Source organism: Caulobacter sp. P1_D6 (genome assembly GCF_056406095.1).
Window position 1 is genome coordinate 100,144 of the sequence record NZ_JBFUAW010000006.1, and the last position, 19,133, is coordinate 119,276.

Consider the following 19,133-nt stretch of genomic DNA (forward strand, 5'->3'; position numbering starts at 1 on the left):
GCGCCGCATAAAGCGCAACATCTTGCATGATACTCGCGGGACCCCGATATTCGGGGAGCGTCCATGACGGGCGCGCTGCTTTTTCGAAGGGCCTTATCCCGATGAACGACTTCAACCGCGGCTACGCGCGCTCGATCCCCGCGGATCGCGCCGACATGTCGGTTGACGCCGGCCTGCGTAGTTTCATGCTCGGCGTCTACAATAAGGTGGCGTTGGGTCTTCTGCTTTCCGCCGCCCTGGCCTTCCTGACGACCGCCTACGCGCCGGTCGCCAACATGCTCTATGTCCTGACCCCGGACGGCCGCCTGGCGGGCTTCACGATCCTGGGCACGGTGCTGCGGTTCGCGCCGCTGGCCATGATCCTGGTGTCGATCTTCGCCATGCGTAACCCGACCGCCCGCTCGTCCGGCGCGCTCTACTGGGCGCTGGTGGCCTCGATCGGCGCGGGCCTGGGTCTGTGGCTGCTGGTCTATCAGATCCAGTCGGTGTTCACGACGTTCCTGATCACCTCGATCGCCTTCGGCGGGCTGAGCCTGTTCGGCTACACCACCAAGAAGGACCTGACCGGTTTCGGCAGCTTCCTGATCATGGGTCTGATCGGCCTGGTCCTGGCGTCGCTGGCCCAGATGTTCCTGCATCTGCCGGGCCTGAGCTTCATCATCAGCATCCTGGGCGTGTTCATCTTCGCGGGCCTGATCGCCTACGACACCCAGCGCCTGAAGATGGCCTATTACGAAATGGGCGGCGACCAGAACTCGATGGCGGTTGCCACCAACTACGGCGCGCTGAACCTGTATCTGAACTTCATCAACCTGTTCCAATTCCTGCTCAGCATCTTCGGCTCGCGCCGCTAGACGCCGGACACGGAAATCGAGACGAAGGGCCCCGGCGGGAAACCGCCGGGGCCTTTTTCTTGGTCTACAGCAGACGGCGCACCTGGCGCAGCCGCAGGGCCAGGACCACGATCAGCACGCCCAGCGCGATGGCCCACAGGCCGATCAGCCAGGCCAGGGCCAGGGCGCCAGCGCGCGGCGCCAGGATCACCCCCGCCCCGAACAACACCGAGATCGTTCCCGAGGCGATCAGCGTCCATTCGTTGTCGATGACCTTGCGCATCTGGACGGCGCCGACGATCTCGAACAGGCCGCGCGTCACCGCCGAGGCGCCGATCAGGATGATCAGCAGGATCGCCGTCAGCGCGGGCCAGGCCAGGGCGACGGCGCCGGCCACGAGGTTGCCGACCCCGATCACCACCAGCCACCAGCGCGGGATCAGGCCGCCGCCGCGCACCGCCTCGGCCAGGGCGAACACCCCGTCGCTCAGGGCGTAGACGGCATAGAGGATCACCAGGATGACCAGGGTCAGGTGCGGCCACAGCAGGGCCAGGGCCCCGAACAGGATCGCCGCCAGGCCGCGCAGCAGCACCAGCCACCAGGTGCGCGCCAGCAGGTGGGCCACGGAAAGGGGTTCGGCGATCATGCGGGGCTCCCTCAGGCCGAGCTTGCGCCCGGTCCTTCAGAAACGCCGGCCGCGCGGCGTTCGGCTCAACACCGCTTGAAGAGCGGTCAGTCGACGACCTTGAACCGGCCCTTGTCGAACATCCGCAGCACCTGGGCCAGGTCGTGGCCGCGTTTCAGGGTCAGGCCGCCCTGGCCGATCACCACCCATTGTCCTTGCTTGCGGGCCAGGGCCGGGTGCTTCTCGATGCGATAGAGCGGGGCCTCGGCCGCATGGCGGAACACCGAGAAGGCCGCGTGGTCGCTCGTGCCGCCCATGCCGTAGTCGCGCCACTCGCCGGCGGCGACCATCCGGCCATACAGCCTCAGGAGCTGGTCGATCTCGCGACGCTCGAAGAAGACGACACCGGCCTTGCCGGTGATTGGGGGGCTGGAATCCAAGGCCATCGGACGAATCCTAAACCCAAATCAGGCCCGAAGGCGAGCAGCGGAAATCCGTCCGTCAGAGCCCCCTTCACCCAAGCGTTGCCGTGGCGCTACAGGGTCTTCCGATAATTTCCCGCCTGTCTCAGGCCGCCACGGAATGACCTTAATTCAGACTTTCGACGGCCCACTTGCCCCAGCAATTTGACGGTGTCGGCTGATCGGACATCCTGCGGTTCAGGATCCTGAACAGCCCCCCCAGCCCCCTCGATCGTGGGCCGGTCGGCCGACAGACTACCCTCAAAAGATATTCTCGAGACCCCGCGTGGCGCCCCTCTCCACGCGGGGTTTTCGCGTGGGCCTTGCACCTGGGCTCGAACACATCCCCGACACGAACCGCCGCGAAACGACCTTTATCACGCCCTTCCAGCGCCGGCTTGCCCCGCCATAAGGTCAGTGTCGGCTGATCGGACGCCTCGGGTCCGGACCCTGATTGCCCCCCAGCCCCCCGATCCGGGGCGCCGGTCGGCCGACGGACTAGACATTCCCCCTCCCCTAAGAGGCCCGCGCGGTGTCCCCTCCCCGCGCGGGCTTTTCTTTGTTCGGGGAGATGTCGGCGTAGCCGACGGAGGGGGGAGTGATCGGAGGAGGGCGCGGCTCGGATCGATCCCAAAGCTCTCCACACCGGCCTTCGGCCGCCTCCCCCACAGGGGGAGGGCCTTCTACTTCTCAGCCGCTTCCTGCAGCACGCCGATCACCCGGCCGCCCTTGGCGCCTTGGACGATGATCACGGTCTTGAAGGCCTCGTCCGCCGCGGCGGGCAGGCGATAGAGTTTGGGCCGGCCGTTCCAGGGACCCAGGCGGACCAGCTCGCGCACGACGTTGCGGTGGACCAGGGTCTGGCCGCGATTGTCGCCGCGCTTGACGGCGATGTCCTGCTCGCGCGGGTCGTAACGCACCAGCCAGACCTCGCCCCCGCCGCGCGGTGCAGGGCCGGAGCCGACGGCGACGCGGCCGCCGTCGCCGATGAATTCCATGTCCGGCGGATTGGACGGGGCCTTAGCGGCGTCCTTGACCAGGGTCTCGACCGCTTCGGCCTTGGCGCCCGAGGCCTGCTGGCGCCCTGCGACCACCACCTGCGGGGTCGGCACGTCGCGCAGCGAGAACTTCTGGGCGTAGGCGCGCTGGCGGGTCGCGAAGGCCGGCTTGGCGAAGGTGTCGGTCCAGCCGAGATAGTCCCAGTAATCGACCGAATAGGTCAGGGCCAGAACGCCCTTGTCGTCGGCCATGTCGGCGATGACCTGGTTGGCCTTCCCACAGGAAGAACAACCTTGAGCGGTGAACAGCTCGACGACCACCGGCGGTTTCGCGGCGAGCGCGGGCGCGGCTGAAAAACCCGCGAGGGTGGTGAGAGCGAGAAAGAGCAGGGCCTGACGCATGTGCGGGGCACTTAAGCCAAGATCGTGGCCAATGGCCGTTCACGAGGCCGTGAAGGCGGCTTTCTCGCGCAAAAGAAGAAATTTCCTGGATGAAAACCCAAAGAAAAAGCCGGGCCCCCTCGTGAGAGGGAGACCCGGCTTCGTCTTTCCGGCCCCTCGGAGAGGGGCTCGATGTGCGTCGCTTAGTCGGCCTTGGCCAGGTTGCGCAGCACGTAGTTCAGCACGCCGCCGTTCTTGAAGTATTCAAGCTCGGTCGGGGTGTCGATGCGGCAGCGGACCGGGAAGCGGGCGATGCGGCCGTCGGTCGGGCGGTAGAGCTCGACGATCAGCTGCTTGCGCGGGGCCAGGTCCTGCAGGCCGCGGATCGAGACGATCTCCTCGCCCGTCAGTTCCAGCTTCTGCCAGCCTTCCTGGATGAACTGCAGGGGCAGGACGCCCATGCCGACCAGGTTCGAGCGGTGGATGCGCTCGAAGCTTTCGCAGATCACCGCGCGGACGCCCAGGAGCTTGGTGCCCTTGGCGGCCCAGTCACGCGACGAGCCGGTGCCGTATTCCTTGCCACCGAACACCACCGCCGGACGACCCTCGGCCTGGTACTTCATGGCCGCGTCGTAGATCGACATCACTTCGCCCGTGGGGAAGTGTTTGGTCACGCCGCCTTCGATGTCCGGGGTGATCTTGTTGCGGATGCGGATGTTGGCGAACGTGCCGCGCATCATCACCTGGTGGTTGCCGCGACGGGCGCCGTAGCCGTTGAAGTCCAGCGGGTCGACGCCGTGGTCGATCAGGTACTGGCCAGCGGGGCTGGTCTTCTTGATCGAGCCGGCCGGGCTGATGTGGTCGGTGGTGATCGAGTCGCCGAACACGGCCAGGACGCGGGCTTCCACGATGTCGGTGACCGGGGTCGGGGTCATCGACATGTTCGGGAAGTAGGGCGGGTTCTGGACGTAGGTCGAGTCACCTTCCCAGGCGTAGGTCTGGCCGCCGGTGATCTTGATCCCCTGCCAGTTCTTGTCGCCCTTGAAGACGTCGCCGTAGCGGCTGGCGAACATCTTCTCGGTGACCGACTTGCGCTGCAGGGCGGCGATGTCCTCGTTCGAAGGCCAGATGTCCTTCAGGTAGACGTCGTTGCCCTTCTTGTCCTGGCCCAGCGGCTGGGTGGTCAGGTCGATCTTCATCGAGCCGGCCAGGGCGTAGGCCACCACCAGCGGCGGCGAGGCCAGGTAGTTGGCGCGGACGTCCGGGTTCACGCGGCCTTCGAAGTTGCGGTTGCCCGACAGCACCGAGCAGGCCACCAGGTCGGCGTCGTTGACGGCCTTGCTGATGTTCTCGGGCAGCGGGCCCGAATTGCCGATGCAGGTGGTGCAGCCATAACCCACGAGATTGAAACCCAGGGCGTCGAGGTGCTTGGTCAGGCCGGCCTTCAGCAGATAGTCGGTGACCACCTGCGAGCCGGGGGCCAGCGAGGTCTTCACCCACGGCTTGGCCTTCAGGCCCTTGGCCACCGCGTTCTTGGCCAGCAGGCCGGCGGCGATCAGGACCGAGGGGTTGGACGTGTTGGTGCAGCTGGTGATGGCCGCGATGACCACGTCGCCGTGGCCGACGTCGAAGTTCTCGCCTTCGACCGGGACGCGGGCGTCGGGAGCCTCGGCCTTGCCGAACTCGCCGACCAGGCTCTCGGCGAACTTGGCGGCGGACTCGGTCAGCAGGACGCGGTCCTGCGGACGCTTCGGACCGGCCAGCGACGGCAGCACCGACGACAGGTCCAGCTCCAGGGTGTCGGTGAAGGTCGGCTCGGCGACGCCGGGCTCCCACCACAGGCCCTGCTCCTTGGCGTAGGCTTCGACCAGGGCGACGCGGGCGGCGTCGCGGCCGGTGCCCTTCAGATAGGCCACGGTCGAGGCCGAGATCGGGAAGAAGCCGCAGGTGGCGCCGTATTCCGGCGCCATGTTGGCGATGGTCGCCTGGTCTTCCAGGGTCAGGTTGGCCAGGGCGTCGCCGAAGAACTCGACGAACTTGCCGACCACGCCCTTCTTGCGCAGCATCTGGGTGACGGTCAGCACCAGGTCGGTGGCCGTCGCGCCTTCCGGCATGGCGCCGGTCAGCTTGAAGCCGATGACTTCGGGGATCAGCATCGGGATCGGCTGGCCCAGCATCGCGGCCTCGGCCTCGATGCCGCCCACGCCCCAGCCCAGGACCGACAGGCCGTTGACCATGGTGGTGTGGCTGTCGGTGCCGACGACGGTGTCGGGATAGGCGGTGGTCTCGCCTTCGGCTTCGTTGGTCCAGACGGTCTGGGCCAGGTATTCCAGGTTCACCTGGTGACAGATGCCGGTGCCGGGGGGCACGACGCGGAAGTTGTTGAACGCCGACGAACCCCAGCGCAGGAAGCGGTAGCGCTCGATGTTGCGCTCGTATTCCTTGGCGACGTTCTCGTCGTAGGCCTTGGGCGAACCGAAGTTGTCGACCATCACCGAGTGGTCGATGACCAGGTCGACGGGGTTCAGCGGGTTGATCTTGGCCGGGTCGGCGCCCAGCGACACCATGGCGTCGCGCATGGCGGCCAGGTCGACGACGGCCGGAACGCCGGTGAAGTCCTGCATCAGCACGCGGGCCGGGCGGAAGCTGATTTCGTGTTCGACGCTGCCCTTGTTGTCCAGCCAGTTGGCCACGGCCTTCAGGTCGGCTTCGTTGACGGACACGCCGTCTTCGTAGCGCAGCAGGTTCTCCAGCAGCACCTTCATCGAGACCGGCAGCTTGCCGGCGCCGTTCAGACCGGCTTCCTCAGCGGCGCGAAGGCTGTAATAGACGTAGGTCTTGCCGCCGACGATAAGTTCGCGGCGGGTTTTGAGGCTGTCTACAGACGCCATTTCGAAGGATCCCTTCTCTGTCCACGGCCGCCGGAAAACCTCTCCAGGGATCGCGCGATCGAGGCGGACCCACAGCGTCCATCCTCGCGCCGCGTACGCCCCATCCAATGCGGAGGGTGACGGCCGAGGGCTTCTTAGCGGTCGTCGTGGGCAACGTCCATGCACAGGGTAGGGTCTTGAGGGCTCCGGGCCTATGTTGAGAACTATTCGCATCAAGGACTTAAGTCTTGTTCGTGGCGAACGGCGGCTGTTCTCGGGGCTAAACCTGGAGGTTTCAGCGGGACAGGCGGTCGCGCTGACCGGGCGCAACGGCGCCGGCAAGACCAGTCTTTTGCGCGCCGTGGCGGGACTGCTGCGTCCGTCGCAGGGCGTCGTTGAGTTCGGCGGCGAGGCCGGTCCGCTGGAGGCCGAGGTCGCGCGGTCCGACGGCCTGCACTTGGTCGGCCATCACGACGGGCTGAAGTCGACGCGCTCGGCCTGGGAGGAGCTGCTGTTCCAGACCCGCTGGACCGGCGGGTCCGAAGCCTCGGCCCGGGCGGCCGCTTCGAAGCTGGACCTGGACCGTCTGCTCGACCTGGAGATCCGCCGCCTGTCGGCAGGCCAGCGCCGGCGCGTGGCCCTGGCCCGGCTGCTGGCCAGCCCCCGGTCGCTGTGGCTGCTGGACGAGCCGATGGCCCCACTGGACGCCGGTCACCGCGAAGGCTTCGGCGCCCTGATGGCCGAGCACTTGGAGGTCGGCGGCATTGTCCTGGCGGCCGTGCACGATCCGCTGCCCGTGCCCTGCCGGGTCGTGGAGATCGGCGGATGAGGGCGTTCCTGATCCTTCTGCGCCGCGAACTGGCCCTGGCCTGGGGCAATGGCGGCGGCCCGCTGTTGGCCCTGGCCTTCTACGCCTGCGTCGTGACCCTGCTGCCGCTGGCGGCCGGCCGCGCGCCCGAGCGGCTGGCGTCCCTGGCGCCCGGGATCGCCTGGCTGGCCCTGGCCCTGGCCGCCCTGCTGTCGCTGGAGCGCCTGTTCGAACGCGACTTCGAGGACGGCGCGCTGGACCTCCTGGCCCTGGGTCCCGCCCCGCTCGAGGCGGTGGCCGTGGCCAAGTGCCTGGCCCACTGGCTGGCGGCCGGCGCGCCCCTGGCCCTGGCCGCCCCGATCGCCGCCCTGGCCCTGGGGGCCTCGCCGCACATCATCCCGCTGCTGATCCCCTGCGCCCTGGCTGGGGGCCTGGCTTTCTCGTTCCTGGGCGGGCTGGGGGCCAGCCTGGCGCTGGGCAGCAAGCGCGGCGGCCTGCTGGTGGCGGTGATCGTCCTGCCGCTCTACGTGCCGCCGGTGATCTTCGGCGCTGGGGCCCTGGACGCCCTGGCTGGCGGCCTGCCGTGGACGGGCGGGTTGTTCCTGCTGCTGGCTTATTCGGCCGCGGCTGTCGCGCTTGGGCCGATCGCCATGGCGGCGGCCTGCCGGAACGCGTTGGACTAGATCGGTCCCGCGCTGGCGCAGACCGGCGGCGCGCGCTTCTCGCCCAGCACGACGATGAAGCTGCCGGCGATGATCATCAGGCCGCCGAGGCCCAGGGCGAAGGTCAAGTGGTCGCCAAACAGCATCACGCCGATGCAGGCCCCCATCAGCGGCTCGATATTGATGAAGACGCCGGCGCTGGCCGCGCCGACCCGCGCCGACCCGAACTGCCAGGCGGCGGTGGCCAGCAGGGTGGCCAGCACGCCCTGGCCGACAATGGCGGTCCAGACCAGCGGGCTGAGATCGAGCTTGGGCGGGCCGTGCATGAAGAGGGCGATCGGCAGCACGGTGAAGGCGGCGATGATCACGGTCACCGCCGGGATGGCCATCGGCGTCGGCGAGGCCGGGGCGCGGCGCAGGACGATCAACCAGGCCAGGAAGACGAACAGCGAACCCAGCGACAGGGCCACGCCCAACGGCGAGCCCGCCCCGTCCGGCTTGCCGGCGATCAGGGCGGCGCCCAGGGTCGCGGCCGCCACCCCGGTCCACGAGGCCCGGCTGACCTTTTCACCGAGGAGCTTGGCGCTGATTGCGATCAGGGCCGGCATGGCCCCGACCAGCAGGGCGGCCAGGGTGACGCTGACATGGGCCAGGCCCTCGAACTGCACCATGAAGGCCACGCCGTAGAGCGCGCCGGCGGCCAGGATCACCGGCGAGCGGAACAGGGCGCGGGTCTCGGCCCGCGCCAGGGCGAACGGCAGGGCCGCGACGGCCGCCACCGCGAACCGCAGCAGCACCATGTGGGCGGAGCTGGTCTCGGTCAGCACGAACTTGCCGAGCGGGAAGCCCAGGCCCCAGCAGAGTCCGGACAGGGCGAGCGCGAGAAAGGCGACGCGTTTTTCCATGGGGGCCTCTTGCCGGAGTTCGGGGTCCGGCGATAGGCGCTAGAGCTTCAGCCCGAACCTCGGCCCCACGGCGGTCATCAACAGATAGAGCCCGATCGTCACGCCGCAACCTGTCAGCAGCGCCGGCCAGAAGCCGACCCCCCGCCGCAGCAGGGCCGGCACGATCAGGAACATCGGCAGGGACGGCAGCACGTACCAGAACGTCGCCTCGACATGGGTCGCCATCCGCCCGACGTCGCGCGTGTCGCGCCACAGCCACAGCATGCCCAGGATCGAGATCAGCGGCAGCGAGGCGACCAGGGCGGCGAAGCCCGGCTGGCGCTTGGCGATCTCGGACACCAGGGCGATGATCACGCCGGAAATCGCGGCCTTGGCCAGCAGGTAGAGCATTCGGGGACTCCTCGATGTCGCCCGCGAGAATCTGTCGCGGCGTCAAAGCCTTATGGGCGGCCAGTCCGTCAGTCCTGCAATATTCGCCGGGGATTCTGACATTCCAGCGTTACATGGGGAATCGAGGTTCGGCTCAAGGGACTTTTACTGGAGCTAACCCATGCGCTTGCAAACGAGCCGCCTGGCCTTGATGGCCGCGGCCGCCTTGAGCCTCACCACCGCGACGGTCGCCGTCGCCCAGGACGGCCCGCCACCCGGTCCGCCGCCGATGGCGGATCACGGTCCCGGCGGCTGGGGCGGCGGACGTCACCACCGCATCGATCCCGAAGCCCGAGCCCAGCACCTGCGCGACGTGCTGCAGTTACGCGCCGACCAGGACGGGGCCCTGAAGGCTTATCTGGCCGCGACCGGCCCGATGGAACGGAAGGATCGGATGGAGCGCAAGACGTCCGACACCGCGCCCAAGCCGCTGACCACGCCCGAGCGCCTGGACCGCGAGACCGAGCACCTGAACCGCGCCAAGGCCCGCATCGACGCCACCCGCGCCTTCTACACCGCCCTGTCGCCTAGCCAAAAGAAGGCCTTCGACGCCCTGGGCCCGATGGGCGGCGGTCACGGCCCGAGGATGCGCCACGTCGAATTCCGCCACTTCAGGGGCGGTCCGGACGGCATGCCGATGAAGCCGAAAGCCGACTAGGTAACCTCCACGATTGCGGGCGCCCTTCAGGTCTTCTAAGGCTCGGGAATGGGCGCCCGTGATCAACATCATCCGCTGGACTTCCTGACGAACCCCGAGCGGTTCATGGTCTTCTCACGCTGGGCCGCGCCGATGTTCGGGGCGATCGCGGCCGTGCTGGCCCTGGTCGGCCTGGCCATGACCTTCGCCGTTCCCGAGGACTATCAGCAGGGCGACACCGTGCGGATGATGTTCATCCACGTGCCGGCCGCCGTGATCAGCATGTTCGTCTACCTCTGCCTGGGCGTGGCCAGCTTCCTGGCGCTGGTGTTCCGCCATGCCCTGGCCGACGCCGCCGCCGTCGCCTGCGCGCCGCTGGGCGCGGCCTTCACCGTCCTGGCCCTGGCCACCGGCTCGCTGTGGGGCAAGCCGATGTGGGGAACCTGGTGGGTGTGGGACGCCCGCCTGACCTCGGTGCTGGTGCTGCTGCTGTTCTATCTGGGCTATCTGGCCCTGCGTTCGGCGCTGGAGGACGAGCAGAAGGCGGCGCGCGCCGCGGCGATCCTGGCCCTGGTGGGCCTGATCAACCTGCCGATCATCAAGTTCTCGGTCGAATGGTGGAACAGCCTGCACCAGGGCAGCTCCACCTTGTTCGCCAAGCCGGAAAACCGGCTGCCGGCCGTCTACGCCTGGCCGATGCTGATCATGACCCTGGCCTATCTGTCGGCCTTTGGATCGCTGTGGCTGGTGCGGATCCGCGCCCTGGTCTGGCGGCGCAAGGCGCGGGCCCTGGCCCTGCAAGCGGCCGAAAATTAGGGATTGGGGGCTGAACATGCACTTCGATTTCGACGCCGGAAAATACGCCGTCTATGTCTGGCCGGCCTTTGCCGTCACGGCCGTCGCTTTCGTCTGGATGATCGCTGACAGCCTGACTTCCGCCCGCCGCTGGCGACGTGAGACCGAGCGGCTGCAGGCGCAGCGTGAGGCGAAGAAGTCGTGAGGCGCTGGATCGGCTTCGCGCCGCTGATCGTCCTGGTCGGCCTCGCCGTGCTGTTCGCGGGCTACGCGCTGAAGCACGATCCGCGCGTCCAGCCCGACGCCCTGGTCGGTAAGTCGGTCCCGGCGGTGGTGCTGCCCGATCTCGACACCGGCGCGATGGTGGCGGTGCGTGACGTCCCGGCCGGCCCCCGACTGATCAACTTCTACGCCTCGTGGTGCGCCCCCTGCCGGGTTGAGGCGCCGCAGCTGATGGCGTTGAAGGCCCAGGGCGTCACCGTGGTCGGGATCGCCTACAAGGACGAGCCGGCCCGGACGCAGGCGTTCCTGACCGAACTGGGCGACCCGTTCGCCGCCAAGCTGGTGGACCGCAACGGTCGGGCCGGCATCGAATTCGGCGTCACCGGCGTGCCCGAGACCTTCCTGGTCGGGACCGACGGCGTGATCTTGGCCAAGCACAGCGGCCCTCTGACCGACGCCGATGTTCAGACGATGCTGGGCAAGCTGCGCTAGACGCGAAAAGGCCCGGACGGCTTGCGCCGGTCCGGGCCCTCGTCAGCTCTGGAAGTTCAGATCGTTAGCAGCGCGAGCCCTTGCCGATCTGGCTGCCGGCATAGGCGCCGACGCCCGCGCCCAGCAGGGTGCCGGGGGTGCGGTTGCCGTTCGACACCGAGTTGCCCAGCAGGCCGCCGGCCAGGGCGCCGATCACGGCGCCGGTCGCCTTGCCGTTCTTGCGATGCGAGCGGCAGCTGTCGTAGCGGCTGTCATAACGACGGTCATAGCGGCTGTCGTGGCGACGATCGTAACGGTTGTCGTAGCGCGACTCGTAGCGGTGATGGTCACGGTAGTAGCGGCCGTCCTGAGCCGAGGCGAGGCTCGGGACCGAAACCAGGCTCAGAGCCGCGGTGGCGGCGGCGAGCAGCGAAACGGTGGTCTTGGTGGCGGTACGCATCGGGTGTCCCTTTCATCAGAGTCTTGTCCAATCGCCCCGGCCCCGATCCGCGGCGATCTTGAAGACACCGTAGACCCCGCTGTCTGAACGGGGTCGGCGACCCGACTTTCATCTGGCGTTCATTTTTCTCCGGGTTTTCCCCTAGTTTTCCGCAGCCGAACCGCGACCATTAACCGCGCGTTGACCATGCTCGCCGACTTTGCGTTAACCATGATAGAGTCGCGTTCATGAGCACGATCCGCCCCACCGGCTTGCCGGCCGTTCCGCAGAGACCCGCCTCGTCCCAGGGGACGTCGGCGGCTGGCGGCTCGCGCGCGGCGGCGTTCTTCCAGGCGGCCGTCAGCGACGCCGCCGCGGCCCGGCCCACGGCCCCGCCGATCGCCGTCCAGCTGCAGACCCAGGCCCAACCGCAGCGTCAGCCGCCGGCCCGTCCGTTCGTCCAGCCGGCCGAACAGCCGCAGAAGATCCTGCGCCCCGGTTCGCTGCTGAACATCCTGGTCTAGACCGGCCTAGATCGGCCAGGTTTCCGGGCTCATCGCCAGCACTTCGCCCGCCAGGTAGAGCGAACCGCAGATCAGCACGTGCGGTGTCGGCGCGAGGGCCAGCGCCTTGTCCAGGGCCGCCTCGACGCTGTCGCAGGCGTGGGCCCGCAGCCCCGCCAGTTCGGCCGCGGCCGCCGTTTGGGCGGCGCTGGCGGCCGCCGCGCCCTCGAAGGTCACGGAAAACACTTTGGCCCCCAGCGCCGCAAACGGCGTGAAGAAGCCTGTGGCGTCCTTGTTGGCCAGCAGGCCCGAGATCAGCGCCACCGGGCGCCCGTCGCGCGCCGCCAGGTCGCCCAGAGCCCTCGCCACCGCCTGCCCGGCGTGCGGATTGTGGCCGCCGTCCAGCCAGAGGTCCGCGCCCGCCGCCTTGGCGGGCTCGGCCAGGGGGCCGGCCGTCAGGCGCTGGAATCGGGCGGGCCAGGTCGTGGCCGCGATCCCCGTGGCCATCGCCGCCTCGTCGATGCGCGGGTCGTTCAGGGCCAGCAGGGCCGCGACGGCCAGGCCGGCGTTGGCGAACTGGTGCTCGCCCGGCAGGGACGGCGGCGGCAGGTCCAGCAGGCGGTCCTGGAGCTGCACTAGCAGCCGCCCGCGCTCGTTCCAGGCGTCGAAGTCGCGGCCCATCAGCGTCAGGGGCGCTTCGAACAGGTCGGCCTCGCGCTCGACGACCCGTTCGGCCTCCTCGGCCTGGCGGGCGCTGACCACCGGCGTGTTGGGCTTGATGATCCCGGCCTTCTCCTGGGCGATGGCGCCCAGGGTGTCGCCGAGGAATTCGCGGTGGTCGATGTCGATCGGGGCGATGACGCTGACGGCCGGCATGACGACATTGGTGGCGTCCAGGATCCCGCCCAGACCCACCTCGACCAGGCACAGGTCGGCCGGGACCTCGGAAAACGCCTGGAAGGCGGCGGCGGTGGTGATCTCGAAGAAGGTGATCGGCAGGCCGGCGTTGGCGGTTTCGACCCGCTCCAGCACGTCGGCCAGGTGTTCGTCTGTGATCAGGGTCCCGGCCAGGCGGATGCGCTCGGCGAACCGCACGAGATGCGGCGAGGTGAAGACGTGGACCTTCAGTCCGGCCGCCTCGGCCATGGCCCGCAGATAGGCGACGGTCGAGCCCTTGCCGTTGGTGCCGGCCACGTGGATCACCGGCGGCAGCTTGTTCTGGGGGTCGCCCAGCGCCGCGCACAGCCGGACCATCCGGTCCAGCGACAGGTCGATCAGCTTGGGATGCAGGGCCTGCAGCCGCGCCAGCGCGGCGTCGTGAGCGCGGAGGTGGTCGGTCATCTCAGGCGGCTAGGCCGCCTTCAGCGCCCGGCCCATCATCAGGGTGCCCAGGATCGAACCCAGCACGGCCGGCAGCTCCTTGCGGGGCGTGACGCGGTCGACCATGCCCTTCTCGACCAGGTATTCCGAGCGCTGGAAGCCCGGGGGCAGGGTCTCGCGGATAGTCTGCTCGATCACCCGGGGACCGGCGAAGCCGATCAGGGCGCCCGGCTCGGCCAGGTGCACGTCGCCCAGCATGGCGTAGGAGGCGGTGACGCCGCCGGTGGTTGGGTCGGTCAGCACCACCACGTAGGGCAGGCCGGCGTCCTTCATCTGGTTGATGGCCAGGGTGGTGCGGGCCATCTGCATCAGGGACAGGGCCCCTTCCTGCATCCGCGCGCCGCCGGCGGCGGTGAAGGCCACCAGCGGAACCTGACGCAGAATCGCGGCCTCGGCGGCGGCGATGAAGCCCTCACCGGCGGCCATGCCCAGCGAACCGCCCATGAAGGCGAAGTCCTGGACCAGGGCCACGGCCGGAACGCCGCCGACCTTGCCGTAGGCGATGGCCATGGCGTCCTGCTCGCCGGTCGCCTTGCGGGCGGCGGCCAGACGATCCTTGTAGGACTTGCCGTCCGAGAACTTCAGCGGGTCCTCGAACACGGCCGGGGTCGGCAGGACCTCGAATTCGGCGTCATCGAAGGTGAACTTGAAGCGCGCCTCGGGGCCGATGCGCATGTGGCGTCCGGCCGGGGTGACCCACAGGGCCGCCTCCAGGTCGGAGCGGTAGATCATCTCGCCCGTGTCGGGGCACTTGACCCAGAGGTTCTCGGGCGTCTCGCGCTTTGCAAAAGCGCCGCGCACGCCGGGCGCGATCCGCGACAGCCAGCCGCCGCGGCGCTCGGCCGGAGCCTTGGTCTTGTCGCCCTTCTTGGGCCCCTGGGGTTCAGCCATCGCCATAGCCTTCAGCCTCACGCCAATTCGAGTCGCGCCGACCGCACAGCCTTAGCCAGCTCCGACGCCTTGAGAAGAACCTTCTCGGTCACGTTTTCGTTCACCTTGGCCGCGGCGGCGATTTCGTCCACCAGGGCCGAGCCGACCACGACGCCGTCGGCGACCCGGGCCACCTGGGCGGCGCGCTCGGGGGTCTTGATGCCGAAACCGACCGCCACCGGCAGGCCCGAGGCGGCGCGGATGCGTCCCACGGGACCGGCCACGGCGTCGGCGTCGGCTTCCAGGACCCCGGTCACGCCGGCCACCGAGACGTAATAGATGAAGCCCGAGGTGCGCTTGACCAAGACGGCCAGGCGCGCGTCGTCCGTCGTCGGGGTGGCCAGGCGGATCAGGTTCATCCGGGCCGCTTCCAGCGCGTCGGTCAGCGGGTCGGCCTCTTCCGGCGGGCAGTCGACGATGATCACGCCGTCCGCGCCCGCGTCCGACGCGTCGTTGGCGAACGCCTCGTAGCCGTAGAACAGCACCGGATTCAGGTAGCCCATCAGCACGATCGGCGTCGTGGTGTTGGTCTCGCGGAACCGGCGGACCATGGAGAGCACGTCGCGCATCTTGGTGCCGGCGGCCAGCGAGCGCTGCGAGGCCAGCTGGATGGTCGGGCCCTCGGCCATCGGGTCCGAGAACGGCATGCCCAGCTCGATGACGTCGGCGTGCTCGGCCAGGCCCTTCAGGAGCTCGAACGAGGTCTCCAGGTCCGGATCGCCGGCCATGATGTAGGCGATGAACAGCGCCCGGTGGTCGTTTTCGCGCTTGAAGGCGCGTTCCAGGCGGCCTGCGTCGCGATAGCTCGTCACGCTCATCAGATGGTCCGTCCCATTAAATCGTACGACCAAGGGCGTCGGCCACGGTGAAGATGTCCTTGTCGCCCCGGCCCGACAGGCACAGGACGATGATCCCGCCCTCGCCGATCTCCTTGGCCAGCTGCGGCAGCTTGGCGATGGCGTGGGCGCTTTCCAGGGCCGGGATGATGCCCTCGAGCTCGGCGCACAGCTGGAAGGCCTTCAGGGCCTCGTCGTCGGTGCAGGTCAGGTACTGGGCCCGGCCCACGTCGTGCAGGAACGAGTGCTCGGGGCCAATGCCCGGATAGTCCAGGCCCGCCGAGATCGAGTGGGCGTCCAGGATCTGGCCGTCGTCGTCCTGCAGCAGATAGGTCTTGTTGCCGTGCAGGACGCCCGGACGGCCGCCAGTCAGGGAGGCGGCGTGCTTGTCGGTCTCCAGGCCGTGGCCCGAGGCCTCGACGCCGTAGATCTTGACGCTCTCGTCGGCCAGGAACGGGTGGAACATGCCGATGGCGTTCGAACCGCCGCCGACGCAGGCCACGACGGCGTCCGGAAGACGGCCCTCGAGTTCCTGGATCTGCTCGCGGGTCTCGTTGCCGATCACCGCCTGGAAGTCGCGGACCATGGCCGGATAGGGGTGCGGGCCGGCCGCGGTGCCGATCATGTAATAGGTGTCGGCCACGTTGGTGACCCAGTCGCGCATGGCCTCGTTCATGGCGTCCTTGAGGGTCGCGGCCCCCGAGGTCACGGGGCGCACTTCCGCGCCCAGCAGGTTCATGCGGAAGACGTTGGGCTTCTGCCGGGCCACGTCGACGGCGCCCATGTAGACGACGCAGGGCAGGCCGAAGCGCGCCGTCACGGTGGCGCTGGCCACGCCGTGCTGGCCCGCGCCGGTCTCGGCGATGATCCGGGTCTTGCCCATGCGCTGGGCCAGCAGGATCTGGCCCATGCAGTTGTTGATCTTGTGCGCGCCGGTGTGGTTCAGCTCCTCGCGCTTGAAATAGATCTTCGCGCCGCCGAGGTGCTTGCTCAGCCGCTCGGCGAAATAGAGCGGCGAGGGCCGGCCCACATAATGGGTCAGGTAGCCGGCCAGCTCCTTCTGGAAGCTGGGATCGTTCTTGGCTTCGGTGTAGGCCCGGTCCAGCTCGAGCACGAGCGGCATCAGGGTCTCGGCCACGTAGAGGCCGCCGTAGTCGCCGAAACGGCCCTTGGCGTCCGGATAGGCGGACCAGTCATTGGACCGTTCGGGGGGTTTGGTCGGAACGTTCACGAGCTCTTCCAAATCGTCCGGGCAGACATCACGCGCGTTTGACGGCGTCCAGGAACGCCGTGATCAGAGCCGGGTCCTTTAGGCCGGGACCCCGCTCGACGCCAGAGGAAACGTCCACCAGGGGCGCAGCCGAAGCCTTGATCGCCTCGGCCACGTTCCACGGGTCCAACCCTCCGGCCAGGAAATGCGGGCGAGAAAATCGCCGGCCTTCCAGCAGGCTCCAGTCGAACCTTGCGCCGGCGCCGCCGGGCAGGGGAGAATCCTTCGGCGGCTGGGCATCGAACATCAGGTGCTCGACCACGCCGTCGAAGGCGGCGGCCTGATCGACGTCCGACGAGGACGAGACCGAGAAGGCCTTGATCATGCCGGCCCCCGAGCGCTGGGCGATCTCGCGGACCCGGTTGGGGGTCTCCTTGCCGTGCACCTGGATCAGGTCGGGCTTCAGGGTGGCCATCAGCCGGTCGATCAGGGCGTCGTCGGGATCGACGGTGACGGCCACGGTCTTGACCGGGCCGTTGCGAAGCGGGGCGGCCAGGCGGGCGGCGGCCTCGGGGTCGAGGTTGCGGGGGCTCTTGGCGAAGAACACGAAGCCGACGAAGGCCGCGCCGCCGGCGACGGCGGCGGTCACGCTCTCGGGCGTGGAGAGCCCGCAGATCTTGGCCTTGGTGGTCATGGGGGGGAGGTACGGTGTCGGGGTCGCTCACGCAAGGTCCTCCCCCTGTGGGGGAGGTGTCGGCGAAGCCGACGGAGGGGGGAGTGATCGGGAGATGGCCATAGCCTGGATCGACAATCGCAAAACTCCCCCACCGGCCTTCGGCCGCCTCCCCCACAGCGGGAGGAACTTTAGCTTGCCCCCACCGGCGATCCCCCCTCCACCGGGTCCGACAACGTCGCCCGCATCGAACACACCAGCCCCTCCGGCCGGTAATCCATGCTCGCCGCGCCCTTCAGCTCCCCCCGCAGACTGCGCTCGATCAGCCGCGAGCCGAAGCCCCGGCGGGTCGGCGGGGCCACCGGCGGGCCGTCGGTTTCGGTCCAGGTCAGGGCCAGGTCGCGGGTCGCCGCGTCGTAGGTCCAGGCCAGGACCACCTTGCCCCCCGAATTGGAAAGCGCCCCGTACTTCAGCGCGTTGGTGGCCAGCTCGTGGAAGATCAGGGCCATGGTCAGGGCCCCGCCCGGGGCCAGCCAGACCGGCGGGCCGTCGATCGTCAGGCGCTCGGCCCCCTCGGGCGGCGTGAACGGCGCCAGGGCCCGCTCGGCCACGTCGCGCAGTCCCGCCCCGTGCCAGCTCTCGCGGGTCAGCACGTCGTGCACCTGCGACAGGCCCATCAGCCGGGACTCGAACTTCTCGAAGGCGACCAGCGGGTCGGGCTCGGTCTTCAGGGTCTGGCTGGCCATCGACTGCACGGTGGCCAGGGTGTTCTTCACCCGGTGGTTCAGCTCGTTGATCAGCAGCCGCAGCTGGTCCTGGTAGTGCAGCTGCTCGGCCTCGACCTGCTTGCGGGCCGTGATGTCGGAGATGATCACCACCAGATAGGGCCGCCCCTCGCCGCCGGGATCGACCCGCGAGGCGTTGACGTGCACCCAGACCGTCCCGTCGCGGCCCTCGACCCGCCGCTCGACCGTGTAGGTGTCGATCTCGCCGGCGAACAGGGCCTGGCCCTGGGTGACCACGGCGGCCACGGTGTCCTCGCCGCGCACGATGTCCATGAAGGTCGAAGCCAGCAGCGTCTCGCGGTCGCGGTGGGTGATGGCGCAGAAGCGGTCGTTGACCTCCAGGAACCGGCCGCTGCCCGACACCCGGGCCACGCCCATCGCCGCCTGGTCGAACACCGCGCGATAGCGGGCCTCGGCCGCCTGCAGCCGGTGCTTGGCCTCGACCGCCGCCGTGACCATCTCGGTATAGAGCACCAGTCCGCCGATCCGCCCGTCGTCGGTGCGCCAGGGGGCCATCGACCAGCGCACCCAGTGGACGTCGCCGTTGCGGTCGACATAGCGCTGGCCCTCGTCGTCGCGCAGCTCGACCCCCTCGGCCAGCACCTGGGCGTGCTTGTCGCGCCACATCTGCGGGATCTCGGGGAAGACGTCGTAGTGGCGCCGGCCCAGCAGCGGGGTGTCGGCCGGCATGTTCTGGTCGGTCAGGTACTGGCTCGAGGCGGCCAGGTAGCGCATTTGGTCGTCGAAGATGGCGATGCCCATCGGGGCATGCTTCAGCGCGATGGCCAAGCTGGGCGAGGTCGGCGACACGGCGGTCAACGGCGTCGCCTGGAGCGATGCGGCCTCGGGCTCGGCCTCGGACTCAGTTGGCGGTCGCGCGGCCATCGCGCTCCTTTGCTGCGGCTCGTTCGTCGGGCGTCGCCCGCATCATGCCCACCGCGCGCCGCCTGTCGATGGGGCAATCCCGCACAGCGAGACGCTTTCGGCGAGCGCTCCGCCCCCCATGGGGGCGGCCAGGCCGCGCAGCGGCCAGGTGGGGGAAGTGTTCACGGGCACGGCTTCGCCGCTTCACGCGGATCGCCGCTGAAGGTGTGGAAAGGGTCGCGGAGCGCCGGACATCGTCCGGAGTTGTTTGAATGAATACCGTTTCGACGAAGCCGATCGCTCCGCGCCATCGTTATCCGCCAGCATCCGGTGGGCAGCCCTGTTGAGGCTTAGCCGGACCCGATCCCTGTCGTTTCCGAGGGGACCAGCCGCCGAGGGCGCGGGCCAATGGGCAA

At 68.9% G+C, this 19,133-nt stretch carries 21 protein-coding genes; 8 read left to right on the plus strand and 13 right to left on the minus strand.

Annotated elements, in window-relative coordinates; genetic code table 11:
• Positions 1 to 101 precede the first annotated feature (101 nt).
• Positions 102 to 854 carry a Bax inhibitor-1/YccA family protein gene (locus tag AC1DYP_RS04060; RefSeq protein WP_477034489.1) on the plus strand — a complete coding sequence of 251 codons (753 nt, stop codon included), beginning with the start codon at positions 102 to 104 and terminating at the stop codon, positions 852 to 854.
• Positions 855 to 918: 64 nt separating this feature from the next.
• On the opposite strand, the gene AC1DYP_RS04065 is transcribed toward AC1DYP_RS04060, so the two are convergent.
• The 4 genes from AC1DYP_RS04065 to acnA all read right to left on the minus strand — a co-directional run bounded on the left by AC1DYP_RS04065 (position 919) and on the right by acnA (position 6,189).
• Positions 919 to 1,479 carry an HdeD family acid-resistance protein gene (locus tag AC1DYP_RS04065; RefSeq protein ID WP_477034490.1) on the minus strand — a complete coding sequence of 187 codons (561 nt, stop codon included), beginning with the start codon at positions 1,477 to 1,479 and terminating at the stop codon, positions 919 to 921.
• Between the two features lie 86 nt (positions 1,480 to 1,565).
• Positions 1,566 to 1,904: a DUF2794 domain-containing protein gene (locus AC1DYP_RS04070; RefSeq protein WP_477034491.1), complete on the minus strand. Its 339-nt coding sequence runs from the start codon at positions 1,902 to 1,904 to the stop codon at positions 1,566 to 1,568.
• A 698-nt stretch (positions 1,905 to 2,602) separates the two neighbouring features.
• Positions 2,603 to 3,319 (minus strand): DUF1223 domain-containing protein, encoded by a 717-nt coding sequence (locus AC1DYP_RS04075; protein WP_477034492.1) that lies wholly within the window; start codon positions 3,317 to 3,319, stop codon positions 2,603 to 2,605.
• Between the two features lie 182 nt (positions 3,320 to 3,501).
• Positions 3,502 to 6,189 carry an aconitate hydratase AcnA gene (acnA, locus tag AC1DYP_RS04080; RefSeq protein ID WP_477045239.1) on the minus strand — a complete coding sequence of 896 codons (2,688 nt, stop codon included), beginning with the start codon at positions 6,187 to 6,189 and terminating at the stop codon, positions 3,502 to 3,504.
• A gap of 193 nt (positions 6,190 to 6,382) precedes the next feature.
• Here acnA and ccmA point away from each other — a divergent pair, with 193 nt between their 5' ends.
• Positions 6,383 to 6,997 carry a heme ABC exporter ATP-binding protein CcmA gene (gene ccmA / locus AC1DYP_RS04085; RefSeq protein WP_477045240.1) on the plus strand — a complete coding sequence of 205 codons (615 nt, stop codon included), beginning with the start codon at positions 6,383 to 6,385 and terminating at the stop codon, positions 6,995 to 6,997.
• Positions 6,994 to 7,659 carry a heme exporter protein CcmB gene (gene ccmB, locus AC1DYP_RS04090; protein ID WP_477045241.1) on the plus strand — a complete coding sequence of 222 codons (666 nt, stop codon included), beginning with the start codon at positions 6,994 to 6,996 and terminating at the stop codon, positions 7,657 to 7,659. Before ccmA ends, ccmB begins: the two co-directional genes overlap by 4 nt.
• Here ccmB and AC1DYP_RS04095 read toward each other — a convergent pair.
• Complete coding sequence (locus AC1DYP_RS04095; protein ID WP_477045242.1) at positions 7,656 to 8,543, minus strand: DMT family transporter; 888 nt, start codon at positions 8,541 to 8,543, stop codon at positions 7,656 to 7,658. The two genes, ccmB and AC1DYP_RS04095, sit on opposite strands and share 4 nt — an antisense overlap.
• Before the next feature lie 39 nt (positions 8,544 to 8,582).
• Positions 8,583 to 8,933, minus strand: coding sequence for a DUF3147 family protein (locus AC1DYP_RS04100; protein ID WP_477045243.1), 351 nt, complete (start codon positions 8,931 to 8,933; stop codon positions 8,583 to 8,585).
• A gap of 160 nt (positions 8,934 to 9,093) precedes the next feature.
• Here AC1DYP_RS04100 and AC1DYP_RS04105 point away from each other — a divergent pair, with 160 nt between their 5' ends.
• The 4 genes from AC1DYP_RS04105 to AC1DYP_RS04120 are packed head-to-tail and all read left to right on the plus strand — an operon-like array spanning position 9,094 to position 11,118.
• Complete coding sequence (locus tag AC1DYP_RS04105; protein ID WP_477045244.1) at positions 9,094 to 9,630, plus strand: Spy/CpxP family protein refolding chaperone; 537 nt, start codon at positions 9,094 to 9,096, stop codon at positions 9,628 to 9,630.
• A gap of 48 nt (positions 9,631 to 9,678) precedes the next feature.
• Entirely contained in the window at positions 9,679 to 10,425 is a 747-nt protein-coding gene (gene ccmC / locus AC1DYP_RS04110; RefSeq protein ID WP_477045245.1) for a heme ABC transporter permease CcmC, read from the plus strand.
• A 16-nt stretch (positions 10,426 to 10,441) separates the two neighbouring features.
• On the plus strand, positions 10,442 to 10,609 hold the full coding sequence (gene ccmD, locus AC1DYP_RS04115) for a heme exporter protein CcmD (RefSeq protein ID WP_477045246.1): 168 nt from the start codon (positions 10,442 to 10,444) through the stop codon (positions 10,607 to 10,609).
• Positions 10,606 to 11,118 carry a DsbE family thiol:disulfide interchange protein gene (locus tag AC1DYP_RS04120; protein ID WP_477045247.1) on the plus strand — a complete coding sequence of 171 codons (513 nt, stop codon included), beginning with the start codon at positions 10,606 to 10,608 and terminating at the stop codon, positions 11,116 to 11,118. The genes ccmD and AC1DYP_RS04120 overlap by 4 nt, the downstream gene beginning before the upstream one ends.
• Positions 11,119 to 11,182: 64 nt before the next feature.
• On the opposite strand, the gene AC1DYP_RS04125 is transcribed toward AC1DYP_RS04120, so the two are convergent.
• Positions 11,183 to 11,557, minus strand: a complete 375-nt coding sequence (locus AC1DYP_RS04125) for a glycine zipper 2TM domain-containing protein (RefSeq protein WP_477045248.1) — start codon at positions 11,555 to 11,557, stop codon at positions 11,183 to 11,185.
• Between the two features lie 227 nt (positions 11,558 to 11,784).
• Here AC1DYP_RS04125 and AC1DYP_RS04130 point away from each other — a divergent pair, with 227 nt between their 5' ends.
• A complete protein-coding gene (locus AC1DYP_RS04130; protein ID WP_477045249.1) occupies positions 11,785 to 12,060 on the plus strand; it encodes a hypothetical protein in 276 nt (91 codons plus the stop codon).
• A gap of 6 nt (positions 12,061 to 12,066) precedes the next feature.
• On the opposite strand, the gene AC1DYP_RS04135 is transcribed toward AC1DYP_RS04130, so the two are convergent.
• From AC1DYP_RS04135 to AC1DYP_RS04160, 6 genes are all read right to left on the minus strand, one after another.
• Positions 12,067 to 13,380, minus strand: coding sequence for a bifunctional folylpolyglutamate synthase/dihydrofolate synthase (locus AC1DYP_RS04135; RefSeq protein WP_477045250.1), 1,314 nt, complete (start codon positions 13,378 to 13,380; stop codon positions 12,067 to 12,069).
• A gap of 9 nt (positions 13,381 to 13,389) precedes the next feature.
• Positions 13,390 to 14,316: an acetyl-CoA carboxylase, carboxyltransferase subunit beta gene (accD, locus tag AC1DYP_RS04140; protein ID WP_477045251.1), complete on the minus strand. Its 927-nt coding sequence runs from the start codon at positions 14,314 to 14,316 to the stop codon at positions 13,390 to 13,392.
• Positions 14,317 to 14,327: 11 nt separating this feature from the next.
• Positions 14,328 to 15,167 carry a tryptophan synthase subunit alpha gene (gene trpA, locus AC1DYP_RS04145; protein WP_477034505.1) on the minus strand — a complete coding sequence of 280 codons (840 nt, stop codon included), beginning with the start codon at positions 15,165 to 15,167 and terminating at the stop codon, positions 14,328 to 14,330.
• A gap of 16 nt (positions 15,168 to 15,183) precedes the next feature.
• Positions 15,184 to 16,416, minus strand: a complete 1,233-nt coding sequence (gene trpB / locus AC1DYP_RS04150) for a tryptophan synthase subunit beta (RefSeq protein ID WP_477045252.1) — start codon at positions 16,414 to 16,416, stop codon at positions 15,184 to 15,186.
• A gap of 28 nt (positions 16,417 to 16,444) precedes the next feature.
• Positions 16,445 to 17,089 carry a phosphoribosylanthranilate isomerase gene (locus tag AC1DYP_RS04155; protein WP_477045253.1) on the minus strand — a complete coding sequence of 215 codons (645 nt, stop codon included), beginning with the start codon at positions 17,087 to 17,089 and terminating at the stop codon, positions 16,445 to 16,447.
• Positions 17,090 to 17,259: 170 nt separating this feature from the next.
• Positions 17,260 to 18,738 carry a sensor histidine kinase gene (locus tag AC1DYP_RS04160; RefSeq protein ID WP_477045254.1) on the minus strand — a complete coding sequence of 493 codons (1,479 nt, stop codon included), beginning with the start codon at positions 18,736 to 18,738 and terminating at the stop codon, positions 17,260 to 17,262.
• Between the last annotated feature and the right edge of the window lie 395 nt (positions 18,739 to 19,133).

Coding starts and splice junctions, on each gene's coding strand:
- AC1DYP_RS04060 (WP_477034489.1), top strand. CDS start 102: ATGAACGACTTCAACCGCGGCTACGCGCGCTCGATCCCCGCGGATCGC.
- AC1DYP_RS04065 (WP_477034490.1), bottom strand. CDS start 1,479: ATGATCGCCGAACCCCTTTCCGTGGCCCACCTGCTGGCGCGCACCTGG.
- AC1DYP_RS04070 (WP_477034491.1), bottom strand. CDS start 1,904: ATGGCCTTGGATTCCAGCCCCCCAATCACCGGCAAGGCCGGTGTCGTC.
- AC1DYP_RS04075 (WP_477034492.1), bottom strand. CDS start 3,319: ATGCGTCAGGCCCTGCTCTTTCTCGCTCTCACCACCCTCGCGGGTTTT.
- acnA (WP_477045239.1), bottom strand. CDS start 6,189: ATGGCGTCTGTAGACAGCCTCAAAACCCGCCGCGAACTTATCGTCGGC.
- ccmA (WP_477045240.1), top strand. CDS start 6,383: ATGTTGAGAACTATTCGCATCAAGGACTTAAGTCTTGTTCGTGGCGAA.
- ccmB (WP_477045241.1), top strand. CDS start 6,994: ATGAGGGCGTTCCTGATCCTTCTGCGCCGCGAACTGGCCCTGGCCTGG.
- AC1DYP_RS04095 (WP_477045242.1), bottom strand. CDS start 8,543: ATGGAAAAACGCGTCGCCTTTCTCGCGCTCGCCCTGTCCGGACTCTGC.
- AC1DYP_RS04100 (WP_477045243.1), bottom strand. CDS start 8,933: ATGCTCTACCTGCTGGCCAAGGCCGCGATTTCCGGCGTGATCATCGCC.
- AC1DYP_RS04105 (WP_477045244.1), top strand. CDS start 9,094: ATGCGCTTGCAAACGAGCCGCCTGGCCTTGATGGCCGCGGCCGCCTTG.
- ccmC (WP_477045245.1), top strand. CDS start 9,679: ATGGGCGCCCGTGATCAACATCATCCGCTGGACTTCCTGACGAACCCC.
- ccmD (WP_477045246.1), top strand. CDS start 10,442: ATGCACTTCGATTTCGACGCCGGAAAATACGCCGTCTATGTCTGGCCG.
- AC1DYP_RS04125 (WP_477045248.1), bottom strand. CDS start 11,557: ATGCGTACCGCCACCAAGACCACCGTTTCGCTGCTCGCCGCCGCCACC.
- AC1DYP_RS04130 (WP_477045249.1), top strand. CDS start 11,785: ATGAGCACGATCCGCCCCACCGGCTTGCCGGCCGTTCCGCAGAGACCC.
- AC1DYP_RS04135 (WP_477045250.1), bottom strand. CDS start 13,380: ATGACCGACCACCTCCGCGCTCACGACGCCGCGCTGGCGCGGCTGCAG.
- accD (WP_477045251.1), bottom strand. CDS start 14,316: ATGGCGATGGCTGAACCCCAGGGGCCCAAGAAGGGCGACAAGACCAAG.
- trpA (WP_477034505.1), bottom strand. CDS start 15,167: ATGAGCGTGACGAGCTATCGCGACGCAGGCCGCCTGGAACGCGCCTTC.
- AC1DYP_RS04155 (WP_477045253.1), bottom strand. CDS start 17,089: ATGACCACCAAGGCCAAGATCTGCGGGCTCTCCACGCCCGAGAGCGTG.
- AC1DYP_RS04160 (WP_477045254.1), bottom strand. CDS start 18,738: ATGGCCGCGCGACCGCCAACTGAGTCCGAGGCCGAGCCCGAGGCCGCA.